Annotated in this window: 21 protein-coding genes; 11 read left to right on the forward strand and 10 right to left on the reverse strand. The window is 54.5% G+C overall.

Features of this window, described 5'->3' with window-relative positions:
- Window positions 1-32 precede the first annotated feature (32 nt).
- Complete coding sequence (locus WJU22_RS23285; RefSeq protein WP_341840572.1) at window positions 33-2648, forward strand: valine--tRNA ligase; 2616 nt, start codon at window positions 33-35, stop codon at window positions 2646-2648.
- Window positions 2649-2699: 51 nt separating this feature from the next.
- A complete protein-coding gene (locus WJU22_RS23290; protein ID WP_341840573.1) occupies window positions 2700-3197 on the forward strand; it encodes a hypothetical protein in 498 nt (165 codons plus the stop codon).
- Here WJU22_RS23290 and WJU22_RS23295 read toward each other — a convergent pair.
- Both WJU22_RS23295 and WJU22_RS23300 read right to left on the reverse strand, forming a co-directional pair.
- Entirely contained in the window at window positions 3194-4246 is a 1053-nt protein-coding gene (locus WJU22_RS23295) for an AI-2E family transporter (protein WP_341840574.1), read from the reverse strand. The genes WJU22_RS23290 and WJU22_RS23295 overlap by 4 nt on opposite strands.
- Window positions 4247-4256: 10 nt before the next feature.
- Complete coding sequence (locus WJU22_RS23300) at window positions 4257-7082, reverse strand: hypothetical protein (RefSeq protein WP_341840575.1); 2826 nt, start codon at window positions 7080-7082, stop codon at window positions 4257-4259.
- A 132-nt stretch (window positions 7083-7214) separates the two neighbouring features.
- On the opposite strand from WJU22_RS23300, the gene WJU22_RS23305 reads away from it, so the two are divergent.
- Complete coding sequence (locus tag WJU22_RS23305; protein ID WP_126248927.1) at window positions 7215-7559, forward strand: HesB/IscA family protein; 345 nt, start codon at window positions 7215-7217, stop codon at window positions 7557-7559.
- A 451-nt stretch (window positions 7560-8010) separates the two neighbouring features.
- Here WJU22_RS23305 and secDF read toward each other — a convergent pair whose 3' ends face one another.
- Entirely contained in the window at window positions 8011-11103 is a 3093-nt protein-coding gene (gene secDF / locus WJU22_RS23310) for a protein translocase subunit SecDF (RefSeq protein WP_341840576.1), read from the reverse strand.
- A 278-nt stretch (window positions 11104-11381) separates the two neighbouring features.
- Here secDF and WJU22_RS23315 point away from each other — a divergent pair, with 278 nt between their 5' ends.
- The 3 genes from WJU22_RS23315 to WJU22_RS23325 all read left to right on the forward strand — a co-directional run bounded on the left by WJU22_RS23315 (window position 11382) and on the right by WJU22_RS23325 (window position 14648).
- Window positions 11382-12596, forward strand: a complete 1215-nt coding sequence (locus tag WJU22_RS23315) for a serine hydrolase (protein WP_341840577.1) — start codon at window positions 11382-11384, stop codon at window positions 12594-12596.
- A 7-nt stretch (window positions 12597-12603) separates the two neighbouring features.
- Window positions 12604-13335, forward strand: a complete 732-nt coding sequence (locus WJU22_RS23320; protein WP_341840578.1) for a DUF4397 domain-containing protein — start codon at window positions 12604-12606, stop codon at window positions 13333-13335.
- Between the two features lie 122 nt (window positions 13336-13457).
- A complete protein-coding gene (locus tag WJU22_RS23325) occupies window positions 13458-14648 on the forward strand; it encodes a pyridoxal phosphate-dependent aminotransferase (RefSeq protein WP_341840579.1) in 1191 nt (396 codons plus the stop codon).
- A 163-nt stretch (window positions 14649-14811) separates the two neighbouring features.
- On the opposite strand, the gene WJU22_RS23330 is transcribed toward WJU22_RS23325, so the two are convergent.
- Complete coding sequence (locus WJU22_RS23330) at window positions 14812-15477, reverse strand: LytTR family DNA-binding domain-containing protein (protein WP_341840580.1); 666 nt, start codon at window positions 15475-15477, stop codon at window positions 14812-14814.
- Between the two features lie 47 nt (window positions 15478-15524).
- Complete coding sequence (locus WJU22_RS23335) at window positions 15525-16547, reverse strand: sensor histidine kinase (RefSeq protein WP_341840581.1); 1023 nt, start codon at window positions 16545-16547, stop codon at window positions 15525-15527.
- 199 nt (window positions 16548-16746) lie between these two features.
- Between WJU22_RS23335 and WJU22_RS23340 the strand changes: the two genes are divergently transcribed.
- The gene (locus WJU22_RS23340) at window positions 16747-17211 is read left to right on the forward strand and encodes a hypothetical protein (protein WP_341840582.1); all 465 of its coding nucleotides are present in this window, start codon (window positions 16747-16749) and stop codon (window positions 17209-17211) included.
- Window positions 17212-17252: 41 nt separating this feature from the next.
- On the opposite strand, the gene WJU22_RS23345 is transcribed toward WJU22_RS23340, so the two are convergent.
- The 5 genes from WJU22_RS23345 to nusB all read right to left on the reverse strand — a co-directional run bounded on the left by WJU22_RS23345 (window position 17253) and on the right by nusB (window position 20346).
- The gene (locus WJU22_RS23345) at window positions 17253-17915 is read right to left on the reverse strand and encodes a hypothetical protein (RefSeq protein WP_341840583.1); all 663 of its coding nucleotides are present in this window, start codon (window positions 17913-17915) and stop codon (window positions 17253-17255) included.
- Between the two features lie 24 nt (window positions 17916-17939).
- Window positions 17940-18527, reverse strand: coding sequence for a dephospho-CoA kinase (gene coaE / locus WJU22_RS23350; protein ID WP_341840584.1), 588 nt, complete (start codon window positions 18525-18527; stop codon window positions 17940-17942).
- 71 nt (window positions 18528-18598) lie between these two features.
- Complete coding sequence (gene yajC, locus WJU22_RS23355) at window positions 18599-18892, reverse strand: preprotein translocase subunit YajC (protein WP_341840585.1); 294 nt, start codon at window positions 18890-18892, stop codon at window positions 18599-18601.
- A 101-nt stretch (window positions 18893-18993) separates the two neighbouring features.
- Window positions 18994-19443 (reverse strand): DUF1573 domain-containing protein, encoded by a 450-nt coding sequence (locus WJU22_RS23360; RefSeq protein ID WP_341840586.1) that lies wholly within the window; start codon window positions 19441-19443, stop codon window positions 18994-18996.
- Between the two features lie 6 nt (window positions 19444-19449).
- A complete protein-coding gene (gene nusB / locus WJU22_RS23365) occupies window positions 19450-20346 on the reverse strand; it encodes a transcription antitermination factor NusB (RefSeq protein ID WP_341840587.1) in 897 nt (298 codons plus the stop codon).
- 314 nt (window positions 20347-20660) lie between these two features.
- Between nusB and WJU22_RS23370 the strand changes: the two genes are divergently transcribed.
- The 4 genes from WJU22_RS23370 to WJU22_RS23385 all read left to right on the forward strand — a co-directional run bounded on the left by WJU22_RS23370 (window position 20661) and on the right by WJU22_RS23385 (window position 23282).
- Window positions 20661-20951 (forward strand): co-chaperone GroES, encoded by a 291-nt coding sequence (locus WJU22_RS23370; protein ID WP_394344737.1) that lies wholly within the window; start codon window positions 20661-20663, stop codon window positions 20949-20951.
- Window positions 20952-21001: 50 nt separating this feature from the next.
- Entirely contained in the window at window positions 21002-22639 is a 1638-nt protein-coding gene (gene groL / locus WJU22_RS23375) for a chaperonin GroEL (RefSeq protein ID WP_126248950.1), read from the forward strand.
- 116 nt (window positions 22640-22755) lie between these two features.
- On the forward strand, window positions 22756-23112 hold the full coding sequence (locus WJU22_RS23380; RefSeq protein WP_341840588.1) for a hypothetical protein: 357 nt from the start codon (window positions 22756-22758) through the stop codon (window positions 23110-23112).
- Window positions 23109-23282, forward strand: coding sequence for an FKBP-type peptidyl-prolyl cis-trans isomerase (locus WJU22_RS23385; protein ID WP_341840589.1), 174 nt, complete (start codon window positions 23109-23111; stop codon window positions 23280-23282). The genes WJU22_RS23380 and WJU22_RS23385 overlap by 4 nt, the downstream gene beginning before the upstream one ends.
- The last annotated feature ends 12 nt before the right edge of the window (window positions 23283-23294 follow it).

Here is a 23294-nt window from a genome sequence, read left to right on the forward strand (position 1 = left end):
CTGATAATCTGATGGAACTATCGAAGAATTATATGCCTGCTTCGGCAGAAGACAAATGGTACCAATATTGGATGGACAAACAGTATTTCCGTTCCGTACCGGACGGCCGTCCTCCCTTTACGATCGTGATCCCCCCGCCGAACGTGACCGGGGTGTTGCACATGGGCCATACCCTGAACGAAACCGTGCAGGACATTCTTACCCGCCACGCCCGCATGAGCGGCTTCAACGCCTGCTGGGTGCCGGGTTCCGACCACGCGTCCATCGCCACTGAAACCAAAGTGGTGAACATGCTGAAGGAAGAGAAAGGTATCGAGAAAAGCCAGCTCACCCGCCAGGAATTCCTCAAACACGCTTACGAGTGGAAGGAAAAATATGGCGGCATCATTTATCACCAGATCCGTAAACTGGGCTGTTCGGTAGACTGGGACCGGGTGACCTTCACCATGGACCAGCACTATTACGACGCGGTGATCAAGGTGTTCGTAGACCTTTACGGCAAAGGCCTCATCTACCGCGGCGCCCGCATGATCAACTGGGACCCCAAGGCAAAAACCGCCCTTTCCGACGAGGAAGTGGAATATAAAGAGATCAACGGCAAGCTGTACCACGTGAAATACGCCGTGGTGAACGCCGCCGGCGAAGCTACCGGAGAATTCATCACCATCGCCACCCAGCGCCCGGAAACCATTATGGGCGATACGGCGATCTGCGTAAACCCGGACGATGCGCGTTATGCCCATCTGAAAGGCCACTTCGCCGTGGTGCCCCTGGTTAACCGCAAAGTGCCCGTGATCTTCGACGAATACGTAGACAAGGATTTTGGTACCGGCGCCCTCAAAGTGACGCCCGCTCACGATATCAACGACTACAACCTCGGTCTGAAACATAACCTCGAAGTGGTGGATACCCTCAACGACGACGGTACCCTTTCCGCCGCGGCCCAGGTGTTCGTAGGCGAAGACCGCTTCCGTGCCCGCAAGAAAGTTGTGGCGGCGCTCCACGAACAAGGCCTCCTCGTAAAAGAACAGGAATACACCACCCGCCTGGGTTACAGCCAGCGCAACCCAGACACCGTTGTGGAACCGAAAATCTCCACGCAGTGGTTCGTGAAAATGTCTGAGCTCGCCAAACCCGCATTGGACGCGGTTGTTAGCGGAGAAGTGCGCATTCACCCTGGCGACCGCTTCCTCGCTACCTACAAATACTGGATGGAGAACGTGAAGGACTGGTGTATTTCCCGGCAGCTCTGGTGGGGCCAGCAAATCCCCGCCTGGTACGACGAGCAGGGCCAGTTCGTAGTAGCCGAAACGCTCGAAGCGGCGCTCGCAAAATACGAAACCACCTACGGCAATCGCCCCGCAACGCTGCGCCAGGACGAAGATTGCCTCGATACCTGGTTCTCTTCCTGGCTCTGGCCCATGGAAGTGTTCAACGGCATCAGCGATCCCGGGAACGACGACATCAACTACTACTACCCCACTTCCGTACTGGTAACGGGGCAGGATATCATTTTTTTCTGGGTAGCGCGCATGATCATGGCCGGCCTGGAATACAAACAGGAAAAACCCTTCTCCGACGTGTATTTCACGGGTATGGTGCGCGACAAGCTCGGGCGCAAAATGTCCAAATCACTGGGCAACTCACCCGATCTGCTCGATCTCATCGAACGCTTCGGGGCAGATGCCGTACGCTTCGGCATCATGATCGCTTCGCCGGCGGGGAACGACCTGCTGTTCGACGATTCCAGCTGCGAGCAGGGCCGCTTCTTCAACAACAAGATGTGGAACGCGCTGAAACTCGTGAAAATGTGGACGCCGTCGGATAACACCGGCGCGCCCGTTCCCGAATTCGCCGTGGAATGGATGGAAAGCCGGCTCAATGAAGCACATGCCGAAGTTGAAAGGCTCATCAAGGACTTCCGCCTGAGTGAAGCGCTGAAAGTATTGTACAGCCTCATCTGGGACGATTTCTGCTCCTGGTACCTCGAGTGGATCAAGCCCGGATTCGAACAGCCGATCGATAAAGGTGTGTACGACAAAACCATCGCGTACTTCGAGCAGCTCCTCCAGCTCCTCCACCCCTTTATGCCGTTCGTGACCGAAGAAATCTACCACCTGCTGCGCGACCGCTCCGCGGGCGACGATGTGGTGATCAAACAGTTCCAGGCCCCCGGCAGCGTGAACGCCGATCTGCTGAAAGAAGGCACCCTGGCGCAGGAGGTGATCACCACCATCCGCGACGCGCGCAACAAACAACAGCTGAAACCGAAGGATACGATCAAACTGTTCGTGGAAACGCAGGACAGAAAAGCTTTCCAGCGGATCGAAAGCATCCTCGCCAAACAGCTCAACGCAGATGAATTCGGTTACACGACCGAAGCCATCACCGGCGCAGCGGCCATCGTAGTGGGGACCGACAAGTTCTACATGGTAACGGAAAAAGAAGTGGACCCTGTAGCGCAGAAAGCCCAACTGCTCAAAGACCTCGCCTACCAGCAAGGTTTCCTCGTGGGTGTGGAGAAAAAACTGCAGAACGAAAAATTCGTGGCCAACGCCAAACCGGAAGCCGTGGAATCCGAGCGCAAAAAGCTCGCCGACTGCCAGGCCCGCATCCAGGCCATCGAAGAAAGTCTCAAACTGTTATAATATTCAGGATCGTCCGGCGTTTACATAGCCGGACGATCCTTTTTTTGCCCTATGACGAAGCAATTGCTGATCACGCTTGCACTGTTCACCGGAATCTCGGCCACCACGGCCGCGCAATCCAAACCGAAGCCGCCGGCCAAACCGGCGAAGCCCGCTGCTGCCACCACTTCGGCTGCCGATAAAAAACTGCGTTTCCGGACCACCTGGGGCATCTACCTCAGCGATTCCATCCCCCGCCCGGAAGTCCTGAAAATACTGGATTCCGCGCTCGTGGTGCGCGATCAGAAAAACAATAAATTCCCTGTCGTTTCTTTTGATTTTCTCTATGAAGCGAAAGAAGCGTATCTCAACGATACTACCAGCCAGGTCGCGTTTTACACGGAAACCACCGGCGATTCCTTTACGGGCGACCGCCTTTCCGACCTCTGGAGCAACCGCCTGAAAGAAACCGTCCAGAAAGGCGAATCCCTCATCTTCTCCAACATCGTTATCAAATACACGGAAGACAAATTCTACCGCGTACCCGAACTCCGCATCACCGTCCGCTAGTCTTCATTCCCCATAATCATGCCCCAGGGGCGCATGTTCGGGATTTTGTCGAACACCACTTTCAGCAATGCCATCGCCGGGATGGAAATGAACATCCCCGCGATCCCCCAGATCATGCTGCCGATAAACACGCCCAGCAGCGTCACCATGGCGTTGATAGACACCTTCGACCCCACGATCCTCGGCAGCAGCACGTTCGCGTCCAGCAAATGGATCCCGAACATGAGCGCCGCGGCCCAGAACGCCTGTCCAGCCGTGCCTGTCGTCAATGTCACCAACACCGTCACCAAAATCGTCAGCACCATCCCTACGTACGGGATGATGTTGAAAATAGCGCCCAAAGTGCCCAGCAGCACGGCGTATTTCACACCGAGGCACAGCAGCGCCACGATGTACAGGGTAGCCACCACGAGCATTTCGATGAACAATCCTACCACATAACTTTTCACCACCACGCGGCTGTGCGCGATCACTTCCCGCACTTCGCCGGCGAATTCCGCACGGAACAGGCGCAACAAAAACTGTACGAGCAGCCGGCGGTAATACAGGAGGAAAAAAGTGTACAGGGGAATGAATACGAGGAAGATGAGGACGGAAGAAACCGACGTCACGGCGTTCACCACGAGTTGCGACAGCGAAGCGATGCTCTTGGCGGCGTTTTCGTTGATCCAGGCGATCTGCTGGTCGGAATCCACCTTGAATTTATCGTCGACCCAGATGGTCAGATCGTTGGCCATCACCATGAGCCGTTTTTCAAGCATGGGCAGGTCGGAAACGAAGGTGGAAGTTTGCCAGGAAATGAAGTACAGCATCCCCGCCATGAAAAACACGAAAATGAGGACGGCCAGCCCGGCAGCCGCGCCCCTGGGCAGTTTCAGCTTCTCCAGCCCCTGCGCCAGCGGCAGCAGCAATATCGCGAAGAGGAAACCGAAAGCCACCGGCGCCAGGATGTCTTTCGTCGTCCGCAGGATCACGACGATAAGGACGAGGCTGAGCAAAACATGGCTCAGTTTCATGTAGAAAGGCGGCTTGACGAAAGGTTGACGCATGTACGTTTTTTTAGTATGAAAAGAGTTGCTGCAAGGGAACGATCAGCTCGAAACGCCCTTTCCGCGAAGGATCGCCGGGATTGTCGTTGAACAGTTGACTGTAACGCATCCCGAACGTGAAAGGCAGCACATTGCCGATCTTGGTATCGAAGTAAAGTTCCCCGCCGGCCGATGCATAAGTAACGTGGCGGCGGTTCCGAAAGTTGAATGCAGACATAAAGTCGTGGAAAACGTTGGCCCTGACCCGCGAAAAATACAGCAGGTTGGCGAATCCCCAATCCGGGTACACCAACGGGAAATGATAGTTCGACCCCACTTTGAAAACATGCTGGAAAAACGGCTTGCTGTACCCCCGCGCATAGCTGAAAGGATCGCTGAACGCGTACCGCAGGCTCGTGTCTTTCTGCAGATACGACAGCTGCACCACGATGTTGTGCGTATTCCGGAACCCGGGGAAATACAGATCGGCCCGCCCGAAAAACTGTTCGGCCGGGATGTTGTTCAGCGATTTGCTGTACCGCATGGCGAGCGTCTGCCCGAAATGCGAGTAGATCTGCTGCAGGGCCTTCATCCGCTGGTTCGAGAAGCTGAAGCCGAGATCGAGGTATTGGAGGTTGTTGTCGCGGAACTGGTACTTGCTGTTGCCGGCCCGGGTGCGCGTTACCTGGTGGAAATCCGCGCTGAGCGTGAGGCCGCGGTAGAATTTCCCGGAGCTGAGGCGCAGGGGCAGGCTCATGCCGCCGTACCAGTCCAGCTCGTTCCACCGCACCTGGACGGTATCGTTGATGTTGACGTACCGGTCGGATTTGTAATCGCCGCCGGCGCGAAGAACGGGGAACCACCCGGCCCAGGCCACCTGCCCGCCTACCGACGGACTGCTCTCATTGCGGTTATATCCGGCGCCGATGCGGGTCTGGAGCGTCCCGAGCACGTTTTCCCCCAGGAGGTACCATCCGTAGTCAGGATCGTCGATCACCGGGAGCCAGCTGTGAAAATTGAATAAACGGTGCCCTTTGGCGTATTTCCGGACGTTTCTCCCTTCATCCCTTACCTCAGCCAGCAAATTGCCGCCCTCCCCGAAATCGGGCTGTAACCAGGGTTTTTGGTGATTGGCCGCGGGGTCGATGGGTTCCCCGGCGTTGAGGGGCATGGAGAGGAGCTTGAAGCCGTTAGCGGTGAATTCGCTGAAGACGAACTTCCCGTCTGCCACCGCCAGGTGATGTACACCGTTGGCGCGGTGCGAATGCCGGCGGACGGTACCTCCGGCCAGGGGCACGCTGTAAATATCGTCGACGTCGGCAAAGGCGGCGGTAAAATATACCGTATCGCCCTGGACCACGGGTATCCCGATGGCTTTCATGGCAAAGGGAACGAGCGTTTCCGTGTTTCCGCCGGCCACGGGCTGCTTCACGATGGCCATCCGGCCGGTGCTGTCGCGCACGGCGGTGACGATCCACTGATCGTCGTCCGTGAATTTCGGGTAGGTGTAATACCAGTTTTCGGGGTTGGGGAGGCGTTGCAAGACCTGGCCCGTTCCGGCATCGAGGATTTCGAGGCTGTAACGCTGTTCCGGGGTAAGTGCGGCTACCACTACCGATTTCAGGTTATGTGAAAGGTCTGGCGAAAAGCAGCGGCGCTCATGTTGCAGGACACGCCGGTTGTTGAGGGAACCGGGTTTGTAAATCACCACTACCGAACGCTCGTCGGCCCCCCAGCGGGCGCTGTAGCGGCTTTCGGTCCAGAGCAGGTGCCCGCTGCGGTAGCTGAAGAAATTATCGAAACCCGTGCCGGGAGCCGTCATCCGGAACGCGCGGGGCCGGCTGCCCCCGTAGATATTGTAAAACGCAGGGATGGTTTGGTAGGAATTGTGGAGCACCACGAGCCCGCCTTTCCCGTCTGGATAAACATACCTGAAATTCTCCACCCCGTTGCTTTTGGTGAGATGCGTGACATTCACGTCGAGCGTATCCGCGGGCTCGGCCGGCGGGCTGTTCCAGTTTTGGCGGTAGTAATCGTAGGAAGCGTGGAAGAAAGCGGCCGCGTTCTTGCCGGTGCGGCGTTTGAGGCTTTGGGAGAAAGGATAAAATACCCCGCGGAAGCGGACCGCATCGTCCGTTACGTTTTTCCAGAAATCGCGCCCATGCTGCAAACGACCGTAGCTGGTCATGAGGTAACCCGTTTCATAGTGATCGGGCATGTAACGGCGGTAGGAACCATTCCGGATCTGCATGTAGCTGTAATCCTTCCCTGCCAGCTTCAACGCCCGGAAACCGTCGAAAAACGCCGGGAGGCGGCCCCTGCCCTGCTCGCTCATCGCCGTTTCGGCCACAACGGCATCGCCTTCCCAGAACCAGTTCGGCACGGCGATATTGGTAATTGCGGCCTGGCCGAGTTCCCCGAAAACATAATATCCTGCCTTGCTGATGCCTTTGCGGAAATTATTGTTCTGGATGACGTGGCGGTATTCGTGCAATGCCAGCTGATCGGCCCAGTTGAGCGAACCGAGGTCTGAGGAGTTGGGCGGCGGCGTGAGGTAAAACACGGAGCGGAAGGGCCCCAGCTGCACGAAACCATTGCTCTGCATCGTTTCATGCTGCAATACGATATTGATCTTCCTCACGACAGGCCCCAGCGTTCCGGTGTGCGACCGGGCGATACGGTGGATGACGTCGGCCACCCGCTTCCCCTGGGTTTCCAGGCCGGCGGGGAATATCACGCGGACCGTATCCGAATCTACCTGCCGCCATTTCAGGGAAGGCCGGTTGCCGCCGAACTGCTGTGCGCCCGCCGTGTGGGCAAGGGATATGGCCAGGGCCAGGCATAGAAAGTAACGCATATGTAAAAGCGGGTTGAACACCGCGCAACAAATTACATACAAATTTCAGATAATAGCGTTGCGGGGATGACTTCAACGTGACAACGCTTTTTAGCCATTTTTCCGTATTTTTGTATTCAAATTTTTCGATAAATGGACACAATCACACAAGCACCTATAAAATTGACCGGCGGGGCCGTAAAAGAATTGAAAAGGCTCATGGCCGAAGATGGATTTGATTCCGCGCAGTACCTGCGCGTGGGCGTGAAAGGCGGCGGATGTTCCGGCCTTTCGTACATCCTCGGCTTCGACGCCAAAATGGAAGGCGACGATACGTATGAGATCGAAGGTATCCCGGTGGTGATGAAGAAAGCCCATGGGCTGTACCTGCTCGGCATCGAGATCGATTTCGCGCATGGCCTCGAAGCGCGCGGGTTCACCTTCAACAACCCGAACGCCTCCTCCAGCTGCGGCTGCGGCACTTCCTTCGCCGTATAACCTGGTGCGGAACCTTTTTAACAGGTGATCAATGAAGCAAAGCTTCGTTGGTCACCTTTCTTTTTCCGGGGCCGCTCGTCCCCAACCATCCCTTCCCTGGAATCAGCATTCTCCTCAAAGGCCACATCGTAATCACTTATCTGCATTTTCTTACAAACCGTGTAAACTTATAGCAAGCCCACTGTAAACCGCAAGCAGGAATAAGTTGGTAGGTCGTAAATTAATATCAGTATTTTCTAACGCAAGGTGTAAACCCATAGCAGGACTAGACCCCGTACGCAAACCGTATAGATACAGTACAGCTACAGTAGGGATATAGTAGGGATATAGTAGGGATACCGTACTGTAACCGTACTAAATGAGTTCCAAAAAAGCTCGCTACCGTCCTAAAAACAAAAAGGGTGACCAGGAACCTGGTCACCCTTTTCGAGTATGTTGGATGTTATCCGGCTTATTTACCGCGCACTAACGGGGGCGCCTTCTCGATCACAACGGATTCACGCTCCTGGGAGAGGGTATTCTTCTTGTCGAAGTCTACCAGGATGGGGGCCGCTACGAAGATGGAAGAGTAGGTACCGGTCAGTACACCGATCAGCATCGCGAATGCGAAACCACGGGTCACCTCGCCACCGAAGATGAAGAGGATGAGGATGGTGAGGAATACCGTCACGGAAGTCATGATGGTACGGCTCAGGGTTTCGTTGATCGCGCGGTTGATCACGACCTTGGTTTCCAGGCCCTTCGTGTTACGGAAGGTTTCACGGATACGGTCGAACACGATCACGGTATCGTTCATCGAGAAGCCGATCACCGTAAGGATGGCCGCGATGAAGTGCTGGTCGATCTCCAGTGCGAAGGGCACGAAGCCACGGCAGAAGGAGAACACGGCCAGGGTCACGAGCACGTCGTGCAGCAGCGAGAAAATGGTACCGATAGAGTATTGCCATTTGCTGAAGCGCAGCAGGATGTACAGGAAGATCACCACGATGGAAAGCACGGTCGCTTTCACCGCACCCTGACGAAGGTCGTCGGAGATGGTCGGCGCCACGGTTTGGGAGCCCACGAGGTATTTAGACTCGAAAGAAGCCTGGTCGGGCTTGCTGTCGTAGAACGCCTGCAGGCCCTGGTGCAGCTTCGCCAGCGCGTCTTTCGCCGCTTCGTCGGAATTCTCCTCGATGCGGTAAGGCGTAGTGATGTTCAGCTGGTTGTTTTCACCAATAGTTTTTACGAAAGTCTCGGACTCGTATACTTTATTCAGTGCCTCGTGTACAGCGGTACGCTCGATCGGTTTATCGAAACGAACGGTATAGCTGCGGCCGCCGCTGAAGTCCACACCATGGTCGAAACCATTGATGAAGGAACCAACGCCCAGGATCATTACGATCGCGGAGATCACATAAGCGATCTTGCGTTTGCCAACGAAATCGAAGCTTGCGTGCTTGAAGATCCGGCGGCTGAGGGGGGTGAAGTATTCGAAGTGGCGTTTGCGCTTCATCCAGAAGTCTGTCACCATGCGGGATACGAGGATACCGCAGAACAGGGACAGGATCAGACCGATGATCTGGGTGGTGGCGAAGCCAAGTACGGGGCCCAGACCGAAGTAGAACAGGATGATCGCGGTGAGCAGCGAGGTCACGTGACCGTCGAGCACCGGTGCGTAGGAGCGTTTGTAACCGTCCTCAACCGCCTGTGCATAGGTTTTGCCCTTGCTCAGCTCATCCTTGATACGTTCGAATATAATTACGTTGGTGTCTACCGCCATACCGATCGTCAGTACCAGACCTGCGATACCCGGCATGGTCAGCGTTGCACCGAGCGACGCGAGGATACCGAAGGTAAACAGGAGGTTGAGGATCAGGGCGATGTTGGCTACCCATCCGCCGGTGTTGTAATACACGAGCATGAGGATGAAGATCACCGCGAAGGAGATGATGAAGGATTTGGCACCTGCCGCGATGGATTCCTGACCGAGGGTCGGGCCTACTACCTGCTCCTGCACGATTTTGGCGGGGGCGGGCATACGGCCGGAAACCAGGATGTTGGCAAGGTCCTGCGCTTCTTCCAGCGTGAAGCTGCCGCTGATAGAGGAGATACCGTTGGGGATCTCGGTGCGGATGGAAGGAGCGGTGTATACTACGTTATCGAGTACTACGGCTACGTAGTTGAGCGTTCTCGGATCGTCCGGGTTGGTGGGCTTCAGCGAGCGGGTCAGGTTGCGCCAGTCGCGGGTACCTACTGCGTCCATGGTCATGGATACTTCGGGAGCGTGGTTATCCTGTCCGAAATCGGCTTTGGCGGCAATCACCCTTTCACCCGTGATTTTCGCTTTCGGGTTGGAGGGGTTCACGCGAACACCATAAACCTGCAGCGGTTGGCTGCGGTCTTCTTTGTTTGCGGGACCGTAGAGGAAAACGAGGTCTTTCGGCAACGCGGCTTTCACGGCCGGCATTTCCAGGTATTTGCGGAAAATGGCGGTATCGGAAGCGGAGATGAAGCCGAGGGTAGAGCTGGGGATGATGCCATCCGTCTGCGTGGCATTGGGGCGGAACACCGCGAAGAGCGGGTTTTCCTTCATGGCCTGTTGCTGCAGGAGGGCGGCGGAGTCGTTACCGGCTTTGGCGACGTCTTTAGACAGCATGCTGCTCAGGGAAGCGGTGTCGCCAGCGGCGGGTTTCGCTGCGGCAACGGCTGTGGAGTCGGTCGCTTTGGTGGTATCTACTACCGGTGCATTGCCCTGGGCTTTGCGGATGGCCTCGTTCATGGGGGTCAGCACGGTCATGTAGAACTCTTCGCTGTTTTTGTAGGTTTCCCGGAACTCGAGGTTGGCGCTGGCCTGGAGGTATTGACGTACGCGGTCTGCATCGTCCACACCCGCCAGTTCCACGGAAATGATGCCGCGGTTCTCGTCGAGGTTGATGGTGGGAGATGCAACGCCGAATTTGTCGATACGGTTTTGCAGTACCTTATACGTATTCTTGATGGCTGCTTTGGCTTCCGTGCGGATTACGTTCAGCACTTCGTCGTTGCTGGAGTTGAACGTAACGTTTTTCAGCTGGGCGTTGGCGAACACGGCCGACAGTTTGCCGTTCGGGTTCTTTTCCTTGTACGCTTCGCCGAACAGGGTCACGAAATCGGACTGGCTGTTCTTCTTGCGCTCGCGGGCTGTGGCGATGGCTGCGTTGAGGGCAGGATCGTTGGGGTTGCCGGCCAGGGCGCGGACAACGTCTTCCACGCTCACTTCCAGTACCACGTTCATACCTCCTTGCAGGTCGAGGCCCAGGTTGAGCTGCTTTTCTTTAGCCTTGATGTAGCTGGTGTTCCAGGGGAATCCCGCAATCTGCTTGCCACTGGCGCTATCCAGCTTTTGATCCAGACGATCTTTGATCAGGTCGTTCAGCGTATCCCCGTAAAGAGCCTGAAGCTCTTTGCTACCGGGATATTTCGTTTCGGCGGAGGGATTTTGGCGGGCAACATCAGCTGCGGCCTCAGCCTTCATCTTCTTCTCAAAGTTCCGCACCACGAACGTGAAGGACAACTGATACAAAGAAATAAGGATCAGGGCGGCAGTAAAAAATCTAACCAGTCCTTTTAGTTGCATTTTCTTTTCGGATTATTAATACTAATTTTTAAAGAGTTGCAAAGATAGAATTTAAATTGATATATTAAAGCCCCGTCCAAAACAGCCATAAAATCACTATCTGGTTGGTTTTGAGCGGGATTTCGCATTTAAATTTAAACGCTATGCAGCAACGGATTTTGTTGGCGTCTGCAATATTGGTTTTTTTTGCGAACTGCCAAACTTACCGGGGAAGAAATTTCCATATGAGACATTCCAGCCCAGACAAATACCTGGATTCCCTGCTGGCGGCCAACTCGGCCCGCCTGGGGCCCGCTTTCGCCGATCCGGCCGCCTTCCGGGTAGAGATTTTCTATACGCGGATAGACCGGGACGCCCGGAACCGCCCCCATCTCACGGAGCACCACTGGCCCCAGGCCCCCTCCTCCTACTTCTACCCCGCCTCCACCGTAAAGCTCCCCGCCGCCCTCCTCACCCTGGAAACCCTCCACCGGCTGGGCATCCCCCGGGATGCGGACATGCTCACGGATTCCCTCCCGGGCATCTCAGGCGCCACCCTGACAGACACTTCCTCGCCCACCGGGAAGCCATCCGCCGAGCATTATATCAAAAAAATATTCCTCGTCAGCGATAACGACGCCTTCAACCGGCTTTACGAATTCCTCGGCCAGGAAGCCCTCAACGCCGGCCTCCACGAAAAAGGATACCCCGATTCCCGCATCATTCACCGCCTCAGCATGCCCCTCACGCCCGAAGCCAACCGCCAGACCAACGGCGCCCGCTTCCTCCAAAACGGGAAACTGCTGTACGCCCAGCCGCCGCGGAATTACGAAGGCCCCGTGCCGGGCCCCCCGCCCAGCGGGCCCGAACAGGCCGGGAATGCGCATTACGCGGGCGACAGCCTCGTGGCGGCGCCGTTCGACTTCTCGCAGAAGAACCGCCTGCGCCTGGGAGACCTCCATCACATCCTTCAAAGCATAATTTTTCCGGAAACTGTAACATCCCGCGAACGATTTCGTTTAACGGAGGACGACTACCGGTTTTTATACCGGTATATGTCGCGCCTCCCGACGGAAAGCGAAGGGAACGATCCGAAATTCGATACCAGGGAATTTCACCGTAATTATACCAAATACCTCATGGGCGGGGCCGATAGCAGCATACGGCTGCCGCCAGGGTTGCGGATATTCAATAAATCAGGCTGGGCTTATGGCTTTCTGACAGATGTCGCGTATTTTGCGGACTTTGCCAACAACATAGAATTCCTGCTGTCTGCCAGGGTGTATACGAATACGGACGGCATCATCGGAGACGATACTTACGATTACGAAACCATCGGCAAACCGTTCCTCCGCGAACTGGGCGCCATTATTTATGAAACGGAACTGAATCGGGAAAGAAAATACAAACCGGACCTGCAACGTTATCAAGAGGGAAAAACAAGACTTCATATACCGTAACAAATCAATGATCATAAAAACCAAAGAGCGCATGGTAACCAAAATGAGCCGTTTATGGACACTGGCGGCATTGACCGTAGCTGTAACAGGATTCACCTCCTGTCTGAAAAACTCGAACCCGGAACCGCAAAAGCCCGAGACCTTCATCGCTTTTGTGAATTCACTGGCCACTCCGTACGGGATGGACATCTTTATGGACGGTACTAAAATCACCAACGAAAAGATCGAATACGGGATCGCCACCGGCACCCGTTTCAATCCGAAAAACTACAAGTTCGATTTCAAGAAATTTGGTTCAGACAGCATGCTGACTACCGTAACCGCCGTTTTCGATACCTCCCAGTTCACTTCGCTTTTTGTTTACGGAACACAGGCTGCAGGCGCAGAAGTGCTCCGCATCCGGGAAGACTGGTCTAACCGCACCACCGAAAAAGCGAACATCCGCTTCTTCAACTTCGTACCCGAATCCGGCCAGGTCGATGTGTTCTTAGGTACCACCAAAGTATTCTCCAGCCGTAGCTATGAAGACTTCCTGTCTCCCTACAACACTACCTGGACGAATGCCGAACTGGGGCAGCATACCATCACCGTGAAAACGCCGGCCGGTGCAGAACTGGCGAAGCTGGACGCAGCCAACCTCAGCGCGCGCGGCGGGTTCTACAACATCTATTATCAGGGTGTGAAAGATTCCACCAGCGGCAATCTGAAGCCGAGAGTGAAATTCACGCCGTATCAGTAATTAACTGATCCATACACGTTTTTTACAGCATTCCGGGACCTGGTTCCCGGAATGTTTTTTTATGCCTCCCCTCTCGTTTTTTTGCAGTAGGTTTGCCGCGGTCAACCCAAAAAATCGTACCCATGCAACTAGCAGAAAGATTAACGCGGATATCCGTTCCGCAAACCATCAGAATGGCCAAACTCAGCCGGGAACTGAAAGCCCAGGGCATTGACATTGTGGACCTCAGCATCGGGGAGCCCGATTTCGATACACCGGAACACATCCGCGAGGCCGCCAAAAAAGCCATCGACGAAGGGTATACCCACTATACCCCCGTAGCCGGTTACCTCGACCTCAAGCAGGCCGTGGCCCACAAGCTCCAGCGCGACAATGGCCTGGAATACACCGCAGAACAGATCGTGGTGTCTACCGGCGCCAAGCAATCCATCGCCAACGCCGTGCTCAGCATCGTGAACCCCGGCGATGAAGTGATCATCCCCACGCCTTACTGGGTCACCTATTCGGAACTGGTGAAGCTCTGCCAGGGCGTCGTGAAATTCGTGCCCTGCGGCATCGAGAACAATTACAAGATCACGCCGCAGCAGCTGGAAGCCGCCATCACGCCCAATACCAAACTGTTCATGTTCTCTTCCCCCTGCAACCCCACCGGCTCCGTGTACTCGCACGACGAACTGGCAGGCCTGGCGGAAGTATTCGAAAAGCATCCGCAGATCTTCATCATTTCAGACGAGATCTACGAATACATCAATTACGTGGCGCCGCATACCAGCATCGCTACTTTCGGCACGCTGAAAAACCGTACGGTGATCATCAACGGCCTCAGTAAAGGCTTTGCGATGACCGGCTGGCGCCTCGGCTACCTGGCCGCCCCCACCGAGATCGCCAAAGCGGCAGACATGGTACAGAGCCAGTTCACCTCCGCCACCTGCTCCATCACCCAACGCTGCGCCATCACGGCCCTCCGCGGCCCGCTCGATACGGCGCAGGAAATGGTGAAAGCCTTCGGCGAACGCCGGGCATTCATCTTCGACGCCCTCAAAAACATCCCCGGCCTGCACGTAAACCTTCCGGACGGTGCTTTCTACATGTTCCCCAACGTCAGCGGGTTCTTTGGGAAGCAATACGAAGGCGAGCGCATCGAGAACGCAGACGATCTCTGCATGTTCCTCCTCCACAAAGCCAACGTGTCGGTAGTTTCCGGCGCGGCTTTCGAACAGCCGCAATGCATCCGTATTTCGTACGCTACCAGCCTCGACCGTATCAAGGAAGGCATGAAGCGGATGAAAGAATGGCTGGCCAAACTGCAATAAATTTTTCCGGTAAGCTGAAAAAGGGCGACTCAAAAGTAACTGAGTCGCCCTTTTTTTGTTTTCAGTTCTGTGCTTGCGTCAATCAACAGTAGTATTTGAAATGTTCTTCGGGACGAATATGAAATGGCCCCGAGGCCTGAACCGGCTCAAATACGATTGCGTGTCATAATAACATTTTAGCAATCACGTCCGCCAGTTGATCCTTATATCCGGAACTGACAGGCAATTCCCTGCTGCCGAGGATAGCCCGCCCGTCCGTTATTTTATCGACATGATGGATATTAATGATGTATGAATTATGTATGCGGACAAAAAATGCGGGCAACTGGGCTTCCAATTGTTTCATCCGTTTGTAAATCATTGCGGTACCTTCCCTGTGTACCACCGTTACGTATTCCTTGAATGCCTCGAAATAAAGAATCTGGCTGTACTGCATTTTTAACAGGGCTTTGCCGGATTTAATAAAGATGATGCTTGCCTGATCTGCACTGTTTTCTGGCATTTCCGCGGTTTTTACCGGTAGCAGCAGCTCCCTCGCTTTTTCAGCTGCCTGCATGAACCGTTTGAACGTGATCGGCTTTAGCAGGTAATCCAGCGCATTGTAGTCATATCCTTCCAGCGCGTATGCGGAAAAAGCGGTGGTAAATATAATCCGCTGGGCTTTGGGCAGCATGGCGGCCAGTTCCATTCCCGATAGTTGCGGCATATGGATATCCAAAAAAATCAGGTCTACTTGCTGCGAATCCAGAAATGACATGACCTCAAACGCATCGTAACAGACCTGCCGCAATTCAAGGAAAGACACTTTCCGGATATGGTCTTCCAGCAATTTTACGGCATTGGGCTCGTCGTCGGCAATGAGGCAACTGATTTTATTCATAGTGGAATCATTAAATGTACTGAATAATAATCTCCCGTTTCCATGGCTGTGAGCCGGAAGCTGCTGCCATACAGCAATTGCAGCCTTGCCCGGAGGTTCTTCAGGCCGCTCCCGGCTCGATCGGGTAACCTTTCATTCATCAAACGGTTGCGCACGTTTATCTCCAGACTGGCGGGCAGTACCTGGATGTGCAATTCCAGGAGATTATTGTCGCTGCGTTTATTGATGCCATGTTTAAATACATTTTCTATCAATGGGACCATGAGCATGGGAGGGATTTTTATCTGTCCGGGTTCGCCATCAACCCGGATGTTGGTCCGGAGCGGCCGGTGCATCCGCATTTTCTCCAGGTCGATGTAATCGAGGATAAATTGAATATCCGTTTTCAACCTGATTGCCTTTTCATGCGCCTGATCCACGAAATAACGCATGATATTCGAAAGTTTCGCGAGCAGCTCGGCCGTTTCCGGCGATTGCCGCTGGGCCACGAAGTAAATATTATTGAGGGTGTTGAACAAAAAATGCGGTTGTACCTGGGCCTTCAGTAAGTCGAGTTCCACTTCCGCAGTGTACTGCCGCAGCCGTTCCTGTTCTTTCCTTACCGTAAAATAATCCATCGCGAGCCTGAAAATGACGCTGAAAAGATAGGTGGTGAGAGAAGAAACTGCGAAAAGCGTGTACAACTGGATGGGCGTACTCTGGTCCTTTGCATCGGGCACCAACAGGCGCAGCATATGATATCGGGCCGTAACCCTGATGAAACAAACCAGGGTCAGCAACGCCAGCACGGCAAGCGCATATGCCACCTTCCGCCCTTTATGCAACAGGCGGGGCATGAGCCAGGAGGCGTTCCCATAGATTATAGCCGCCGCGCAAAGGAGATTGATGCCGGCTGAATATGCCGCCCATACAGGATCGGCCGTCTGCAGATAGGAGCTGAAAGTCGCCAATGCAATGATCAGCCATACTGCCAGCTGTGCCTGCAGGAGCGTAATGTCCCTCCCGAATATTTTGATCATCTCGCCAAATTTAACAAGAAAGCGGCTTGGGTACGCGGCGGTTTCAACACATGGCCTGTTTTCGTCAACGGATGGATTGTTGAACCGCTTCCCCAAAGGGTTAAAAATATAGCGGCGCCGGTTGAATCAGCTTCCGGCGCGGATAGAAGTCATCTAATTTTCCGACGGAAACCAACATGTTCATCTCAAAATTTTGCAAATGATAAAAAACATTGTGAAAGCAAGCCTCCTCCTTGCAGCTATCACCGTTATGATGGGAGCGTGCTCCAAAGACGACAAGCCCGGAGATCCGCCAGTCCCGTCCGGCGGCAAGAGCATGAAGTTGACCATCACCACTACCGGTCTGCAGGCCGGCGATCATCTGACCATGAACGTGGCTGGCTCCACCATCTCCGGCACCGCTAAAACGCTGTACAAACTCAATAACATTACGCAGGAGAACCAGCCCGCCTTTAATGTAGATCAGGCAAAACTGGCGGCCGGCCCGGTGGTCATCGAATCGGTGGTCCCCTTGTTTCTTACGGCCGTTTCGTTGGGGGGATTCAGTGCCCCGGGGCATAGTTTCACCGTAAAAATAATACCTGTTATCGACGGAAAGGAGCAGGCGGCGGTCTCTAAGGCTTTTACGACCCAGGCTTCTTCACAAACCTATCGGTTTGAATAAGCCAGGCGTCGAAGCCGTTGCAGCGGGACCTTGCAGATCCGTCACTGGTGATGCTGGTGAAGGGTATCTTTCAGGTTTGATGCAGGTAATGTGTCTAGGTACTCTTTATATCGCCGCTTGACGTAAATCCCCAGTTCATACGCCGTTCCGTTGGTCAGAAGGTCTGCCGGCGGGCGCGTCCTGTCCACAAACTCGTCGAGACTGTCGCCCCGTAGCGGAATGAACCGCGCCACGGCTTCCGGGCTATAGTACTTCCGGAAAAAACCTTCCTGCTGCACCACGGTGATCCGCCGCCGGAAAGCCTCGTTGCGATTGTTCTTCCCGAACGATAGCAAGTCTGCCATCGCTCCAATATCGAGCCCTACGCCCGCCACCTGGTGCTTCCGCCCGTCGGCCCCTACAACCGTATTACCCGGCTTAGTCTTGTCGAACTGGAAAACATTGCCCAGCTTCGGTTGTTGCACCCCGCGCAACAGACGCTCCATTTCCAGCGAATCCTTCAGATAATTCGTCCCTCTTTTCGTGAACGTCTTCAGTTGGATGAGCCGCATGGAATCGGCGGTGCGCGCGGGCAACGTGTCCGTCAAACTTAATTGCGGACGTACATACCCGGTATACGGGAATGCCGGCTTTTTCGGTGCTTCCTGTGCGGAAACAGCGGTGCAGTACATGGCGCCGCAAAGCGTTATCAGGCGGGGATTCATGCCCCGAAGCTAACGGATGCCGTTCTAAGAAAAAGTTAAAAAAGTTTCGTGGAGCGCCAGCACCTGGGGGATAACCATTTGCTGTTCGTCGTTATACACCACGTAATCTGCCAGCTTTCGCTTGATCTGCTCGTCGAGCTGCTTGTGCATCCGGGCGATCACGGCGTTGCGGTCGGTACTGTCGCGCTGCATGACGCGCCTGATGCGGAGGGCTTCCGGGGCGTAAACGGTGATGACTTTATCGACGTGGTGGAAAGATTCGGTTTCGAACATGAGCGCGGCTTCCTTGATGACGTAGGGGGCGTTTTGCTGCCGGGCCCAGGTTTCGGAATCGCGGATGGTGGCGGGGTGGACGAGGGAGTTGAGGATATCGAGCTCTTCCTTGTCGTGGAACACGATGTCGGCGATGTGTTTGCGGTTGAGGGAGCCGTCGGGGAAATACGCCGCGTCGCCGAAATGGCGGCGGATCTGTTCGGCGAGTTGTTTATCGCGGACCATGATGTCTTTAGCGGCTTCGTCGGCATAAAAAACGGGGATGCCGAGAAGGGCGAAGATCTTCGCCACGGTGGTTTTTCCGGAGCCGATGCCGCCGGTGATTCCGATGATGCGCATGAAGGGCAAAATAATAAAAAAAGAGAAGGCGGGAAGCCTTCTCCTGTGATGTTTCCGTAAAGTCCGGAAAATTATTTGGCAGCGTCGGCAGGTTTGTTCTGCGCGTTGGTGTATTCCATGCTGATGGCGGAACGTTCCATGGTGAAGAAGGTGCCGGGGCTCACTTCTACCTGAAGGGTGCCGTTGTCGTTGATTTTCTTCACTTTACCGTGGATACCGGCGATGGAAACTATTTTATCGCCTTCACGGAGGCTGTCGATGAACGTTTTCTGCGCTTTTGCCTTTTTAGTTTGCGGACGGATCATGAAGAGCCACATAACGAGGATCATGCCACCGAAGAAGATCATGCTGCCCCAGCCGCCCATGCCGCCGCCCTGTGCGCCGCCAGCGGGGGCGTCATCAGGAATACGTTTGTTAAGAAGTTGTACATCTGTATGTGTTTATTTGATTTGAACGGTTAAAGTTACTATTTCTTTGCCACGATCTCCGCTGTAATGCGCGGGCCAGTGTTGGCGGCGGGTTCCGTGTTGGCTTCGATGAAGATTTCCTTTTCGGTGTACCCTTCCGGGCGGCCCTTGGAATCGAATTTCACCTGGATGTATGCGGAATCGCCGGGGCGGATGGGCGCTTTCGGCCATTCCGGGATGGTGCATCCGCAGGAAGCCTCGGCGCGGGTGATCAGCAGGTCGCTGCCGCCGATGTTTTTGAACTTGAAGGAATATTCGACCACTTCGCCGGCCACGATCTTGCCGAAATTATGCACCTGTTTCTCGAAAGAGATGACGGGTTTGGCACCTGCCGGGGCGTTTTTTACCACGGATGGGCTGTCGGCCGGCGCTTTGCTGCCGCTTTGGCTGTTGTTACAGGCGCCGAGCGCGAGCACGGCGGCGAAAAAGACGGGAAAGGTCGCTTTCATGGTCGTTTATTTACGGTTACGGTCCGTTTTCTCGATCAGGTTAGCCTGGGTGAGATCTTTGAGGATATTATCGAGGATGCCGTTGACGAACTGCCCGCTTTGCGGCGTGGAGTAGGCTTTGGCCAGGTCGATATATTCATTGATGGTCACTTTCGTGGGAATGGTGGGGAAATAGAGGAACTCGCAGACGCCCATTTCCATCAGCAGCATGTCTACCGCGGCGATGCGCTCGGGGTCCCAGTTCTGGAGCTTGGGCCGGATGAGCTCCAGGCAGTAGTCTTTTTTATTGAGGACGGTGCTGAGGAGATCGCGGGCGTATTCCAGTTTTTCGCGGCTGATGAGCTGGAGGAAGTTGAAGAGCTGGGGCTTGGAGAGGTAGTTGCCTACCAGGATGCCCATCATGTCTGCATCATCGCCCCAATGGAGGAAATTGTCTTCCATGTGCTGGATGAACAGTTCATTTTTCTCCAGAATATCGGAAAAGATGAATTCCACGATGTGTTTTTCGGAGGCTTTATCGCGCGAGGGGGCGGCGATGTACGCCTTATAGGCTTCCGTATCGGCGAGCTGGTTGTAGAGTTTGCGGGTGAGATCGGTATCTTCCAGGCGGCGGAGCTTCCAGGTGTCCATGTTCACGAGGAACCCTTTGTCGTTCAGCACCTGGAACACGAAATCGTTCCCTGCCACCTTGGTGTTCACGGCGAGGTCTTCGGCGCTGGGTAGGTGCTTGGAGGCCCGCTGCTGCGCGTCCGTCTCCGCATACTGGGCCACGCGGGCCATAGAGTACAGGAGATAAGTGAATACCTGGCACGTCTGGTCCAGTTTCTCATTCAGCAAACTCATGGCAGTGCCCGGTTTCACCGTTTCCTGCTCCATGGTGTCCATGGCATACAGAGTTTGCATTACTTTTACCCGGATATTTCTTCTACTGATCATGTGTACGCTTAGGAAAATGGCCGCAAATCTACTGTTTTACAGTGACTTTATAAAAAATACTTCCGGCCGCCCTCCCGGGGGGCCGCAAACTGCCATCTACGGGGGGCTGACAGGCCAAAAATGAAAAAATGTCATTTTCTGGCGGTGCCGTTTTAAAATAATTATCTTTGGAACCTGAAAATTTGACCCGAAATCCGTTTGGCACAATCTCTGTCAGGAGAACAACCGCCGGATTTCCCGGCAAACCGGATCATTTATAAACTCATCTTTTTAAAAATAGAATCAAAATGGCTAAAAGCAAATTGAGTATCAAACCTCTGGCAGACAGGGTGATCGTAAAACCCGCAGCAGCTGAAGAAAAAACCGCAGGCGGCATCATCATCCCCGACACGGCTAAAGAAAAACCGCAACGCGGAACGGTGGTAGCAGCCGGCCCCGGTAAAAAAGATGAACCCGTGAGCGTGAAAGTAGGTGACACCGTGCTGTACGGCAAGTACTCCGGTACCGAAATCAGCCTCGAAGGGGAAGACTACTTGATCATGCGCGAATCCGACATCCTCGCTGTAGTTTAATCCAGCCCTGAATTTTAACCTTCTCACGACCAAAGAAAATTTATACGACAATGGCAAAGCAAATATTTTTCAATACAGACGCCCGCAACAAAATGAAGAAAGGCGTCGACACCCTGGCAAACGCGGTGAAAGTAACCCTCGGCCCCAAAGGCCGTAACGTGGTGATCGAAAAGAAATTCGGCGCTCCCGGCGTAACCAAGGACGGTGTTACCGTTGCTAAAGAAATCGAACTGGAAGACCCCATCGAGAACATGGGTGCCCAAATGGTAAAGGAAGTTGCTTCCAAAACCGCTGACATCGCCGGCGACGGTACCACCACCGCCACCGTGCTGGCCCAGGCCATCATCGGCGAAGGCCTCAAAAACGTAGCTGCAGGCGCTAACCCCATGGACCTGAAACGCGGTATCGACAAAGCCGTGAAAGCCGTGGTAGAAAACCTGAAAAAACAATCCGAAAAAGTTGGCAACGACAATAAAAAGATCGAACAGGTAGCTGCTATCTCCGCCAACAACGACAGCGAGATCGGTAAACTGATCGCCGAAGCCATGCGCAAAGTGACCAAAGACGGCGTTATCACCGTTGAGGAAGCGAAAGGCACCGAAACCACCGTAGAAGTGGTAGAAGGTATGCAGTTCGACCGTGGCTACCTCTCCCCCTACTTCATCACCAACAGCGAAAAAATGCAGGCCGAGCTGCAGAATCCCTACATCCTGATCTACGACAAGAAGATCAGCACCATGAAGGACATCCTGCACATCCTCGAGAAAGTGGCCCAGCAAGGCGCTCCCCTCGTGATCATCTCCGAAGACCTCGAAGGTGAAGCACTGGCTACCCTGGTGGTAAACAAACTCCGTGGCACCCTGAAAGTGGCCGCTGTGAAAGCCCCCGGCTTCGGCGACCGCCGCAAGGAAATGCTGCAGGACATCGCTACCCTCACCGCAGGTGTGGTAATCTCCGAAGAACAAGGTTACAAACTGGAAAACGCCGACCTGACTTATCTCGGCCGCGCTGAATCCGTAACCATCGATAAAGACAACACCACCGTTGTAGGCGGTAAAGGCAAAAAAGCCGATATCCAGGCCCGCATCAACCAGATCAAGTCCCAGATCGAGGTTACTACCTCCGACTACGATCGTGAGAAACTGCAGGAACGCCTGGCCAAACTGAGCGGCGGTGTAGCCGTGCTCTACGTTGGCGCTGCCACCGAAGTGGAAATGAAAGAGAAGAAAGACCGTGTAGACGACGCCCTGCACGCAACCCGCGCTGCCGTTGAAGAAGGCATCGTTGCCGGTGGCGGTGTAGCGTTCATCCGCGCGATCGAAGGCCTCGAAAAAATCAAAGGCGAGAACGAAGACGAACTGACTGGTATCGCTATCGTTAAACGCGCGATCGAGGAGCCCCTCCGCCAGATCACCGCTAACGCAGGTATCGAAGGTTCCATCGTGGTACAGAAAGTAAAAGAAGGTAAAGGCGACTTCGGTTTCAACGCCCGCACCGAAACTTACGAGAAAATGCTGGCCGCCGGTGTAATCGACCCCACGAAGGTTGCCCGCATCGCCCTGGAAAACGCCGCATCCATCGCTGGTATGCTGCTGACCACCGAATGCGTGATCGCCGACAAACCCGAACCCAAATCCGCTGCTCCCGCAATGCCGGGCGGTGGTCATGGCATGGGCATGGATTACTAATCCAACCCGTTCCGGAAATATTCCCATCCCGTCCCTGCGCTTTTGCCGGGACGGGATTTTTGTATATTGTAACATTACGCCCCCCGGCGCCGTTTAAGGTTAAAATCGCGTACCCGATGCTGTTGATTAAAGGATTACGATTCCGATATGTGCTGACCGCCCTGTGCCTCGTGGCGCTGGCAGGAGCGATGGCGGGCTGCGCCAAAGAATCGCTCGAAAGCCAGGCCAGATTCGCGGACGACGTTTCCAGGGACATGGAAACCGTGCGCACCTGGCTCATCCAGCATAAAAAAGATTCCGGCACCGTGCTCCACCCGAGCGGGATCATTTACAAGATCATCGACCCGGGAGATCGTTCAGACACCATCGACCTGGAAGAAATTCCGGTAGTGACATTCACCCGCCGGCTGTTCCCGACCGAACAGATCGTGGAAGCCGCCCCCTCCCTACTTCGTTCGACAATCGCAAATTGAAAGATCATATTCCCGGCTGGCGCATCGGCCTTCCCCTTATCTCGAAAGGCGGCCGCATACTCATGTACATCCCGGCCCGGCTGGCATTCGCCAACATCGGCATCCCCGGCAGGATCCCGCCGAATTCCATCCTCATCTGCGACGTCACCTTAATCGATATCAGAAAATAACCATTCAACAGT

Origin of the sequence: Chitinophaga caseinilytica (assembly GCF_038396765.1) — a bacterium.
Classification (GTDB): Bacteria; Bacteroidota; Bacteroidia; order Chitinophagales; family Chitinophagaceae; genus Chitinophaga; species Chitinophaga caseinilytica.

What these genes read in the sequence shown, in the direction of transcription:
- WJU22_RS23285 (WP_341840572.1), top strand. Translation starts at nt 33, where the DNA reads ATGCCTGCTTCGGCAGAAGACAAATGGTACCAATATTGGATGGACAAA.
- WJU22_RS23290 (WP_341840573.1), top strand. Translation starts at nt 2,700, where the DNA reads ATGACGAAGCAATTGCTGATCACGCTTGCACTGTTCACCGGAATCTCG.
- WJU22_RS23295 (WP_341840574.1), bottom strand. Translation starts at nt 4,246, where the DNA reads ATGCGTCAACCTTTCGTCAAGCCGCCTTTCTACATGAAACTGAGCCAT.
- WJU22_RS23300 (WP_341840575.1), bottom strand. Translation starts at nt 7,082, where the DNA reads ATGCGTTACTTTCTATGCCTGGCCCTGGCCATATCCCTTGCCCACACG.
- WJU22_RS23305 (WP_126248927.1), top strand. Translation starts at nt 7,215, where the DNA reads ATGGACACAATCACACAAGCACCTATAAAATTGACCGGCGGGGCCGTA.
- WJU22_RS23315 (WP_341840577.1), top strand. Translation starts at nt 11,382, where the DNA reads ATGAGACATTCCAGCCCAGACAAATACCTGGATTCCCTGCTGGCGGCC.
- WJU22_RS23320 (WP_341840578.1), top strand. Translation starts at nt 12,604, where the DNA reads ATGATCATAAAAACCAAAGAGCGCATGGTAACCAAAATGAGCCGTTTA.
- WJU22_RS23325 (WP_341840579.1), top strand. Translation starts at nt 13,458, where the DNA reads ATGCAACTAGCAGAAAGATTAACGCGGATATCCGTTCCGCAAACCATC.
- WJU22_RS23335 (WP_341840581.1), bottom strand. Translation starts at nt 16,547, where the DNA reads ATGATCAAAATATTCGGGAGGGACATTACGCTCCTGCAGGCACAGCTG.
- WJU22_RS23340 (WP_341840582.1), top strand. Translation starts at nt 16,747, where the DNA reads ATGATAAAAAACATTGTGAAAGCAAGCCTCCTCCTTGCAGCTATCACC.
- WJU22_RS23345 (WP_341840583.1), bottom strand. Translation starts at nt 17,915, where the DNA reads ATGAATCCCCGCCTGATAACGCTTTGCGGCGCCATGTACTGCACCGCT.
- coaE (WP_341840584.1), bottom strand. Translation starts at nt 18,527, where the DNA reads ATGCGCATCATCGGAATCACCGGCGGCATCGGCTCCGGAAAAACCACC.
- yajC (WP_341840585.1), bottom strand. Translation starts at nt 18,892, where the DNA reads ATGGGCGGCTGGGGCAGCATGATCTTCTTCGGTGGCATGATCCTCGTT.
- WJU22_RS23360 (WP_341840586.1), bottom strand. Translation starts at nt 19,443, where the DNA reads ATGAAAGCGACCTTTCCCGTCTTTTTCGCCGCCGTGCTCGCGCTCGGC.
- nusB (WP_341840587.1), bottom strand. Translation starts at nt 20,346, where the DNA reads ATGCAAACTCTGTATGCCATGGACACCATGGAGCAGGAAACGGTGAAA.
- groL (WP_126248950.1), top strand. Translation starts at nt 21,002, where the DNA reads ATGGCAAAGCAAATATTTTTCAATACAGACGCCCGCAACAAAATGAAG.
- WJU22_RS23380 (WP_341840588.1), top strand. Translation starts at nt 22,756, where the DNA reads ATGCTGTTGATTAAAGGATTACGATTCCGATATGTGCTGACCGCCCTG.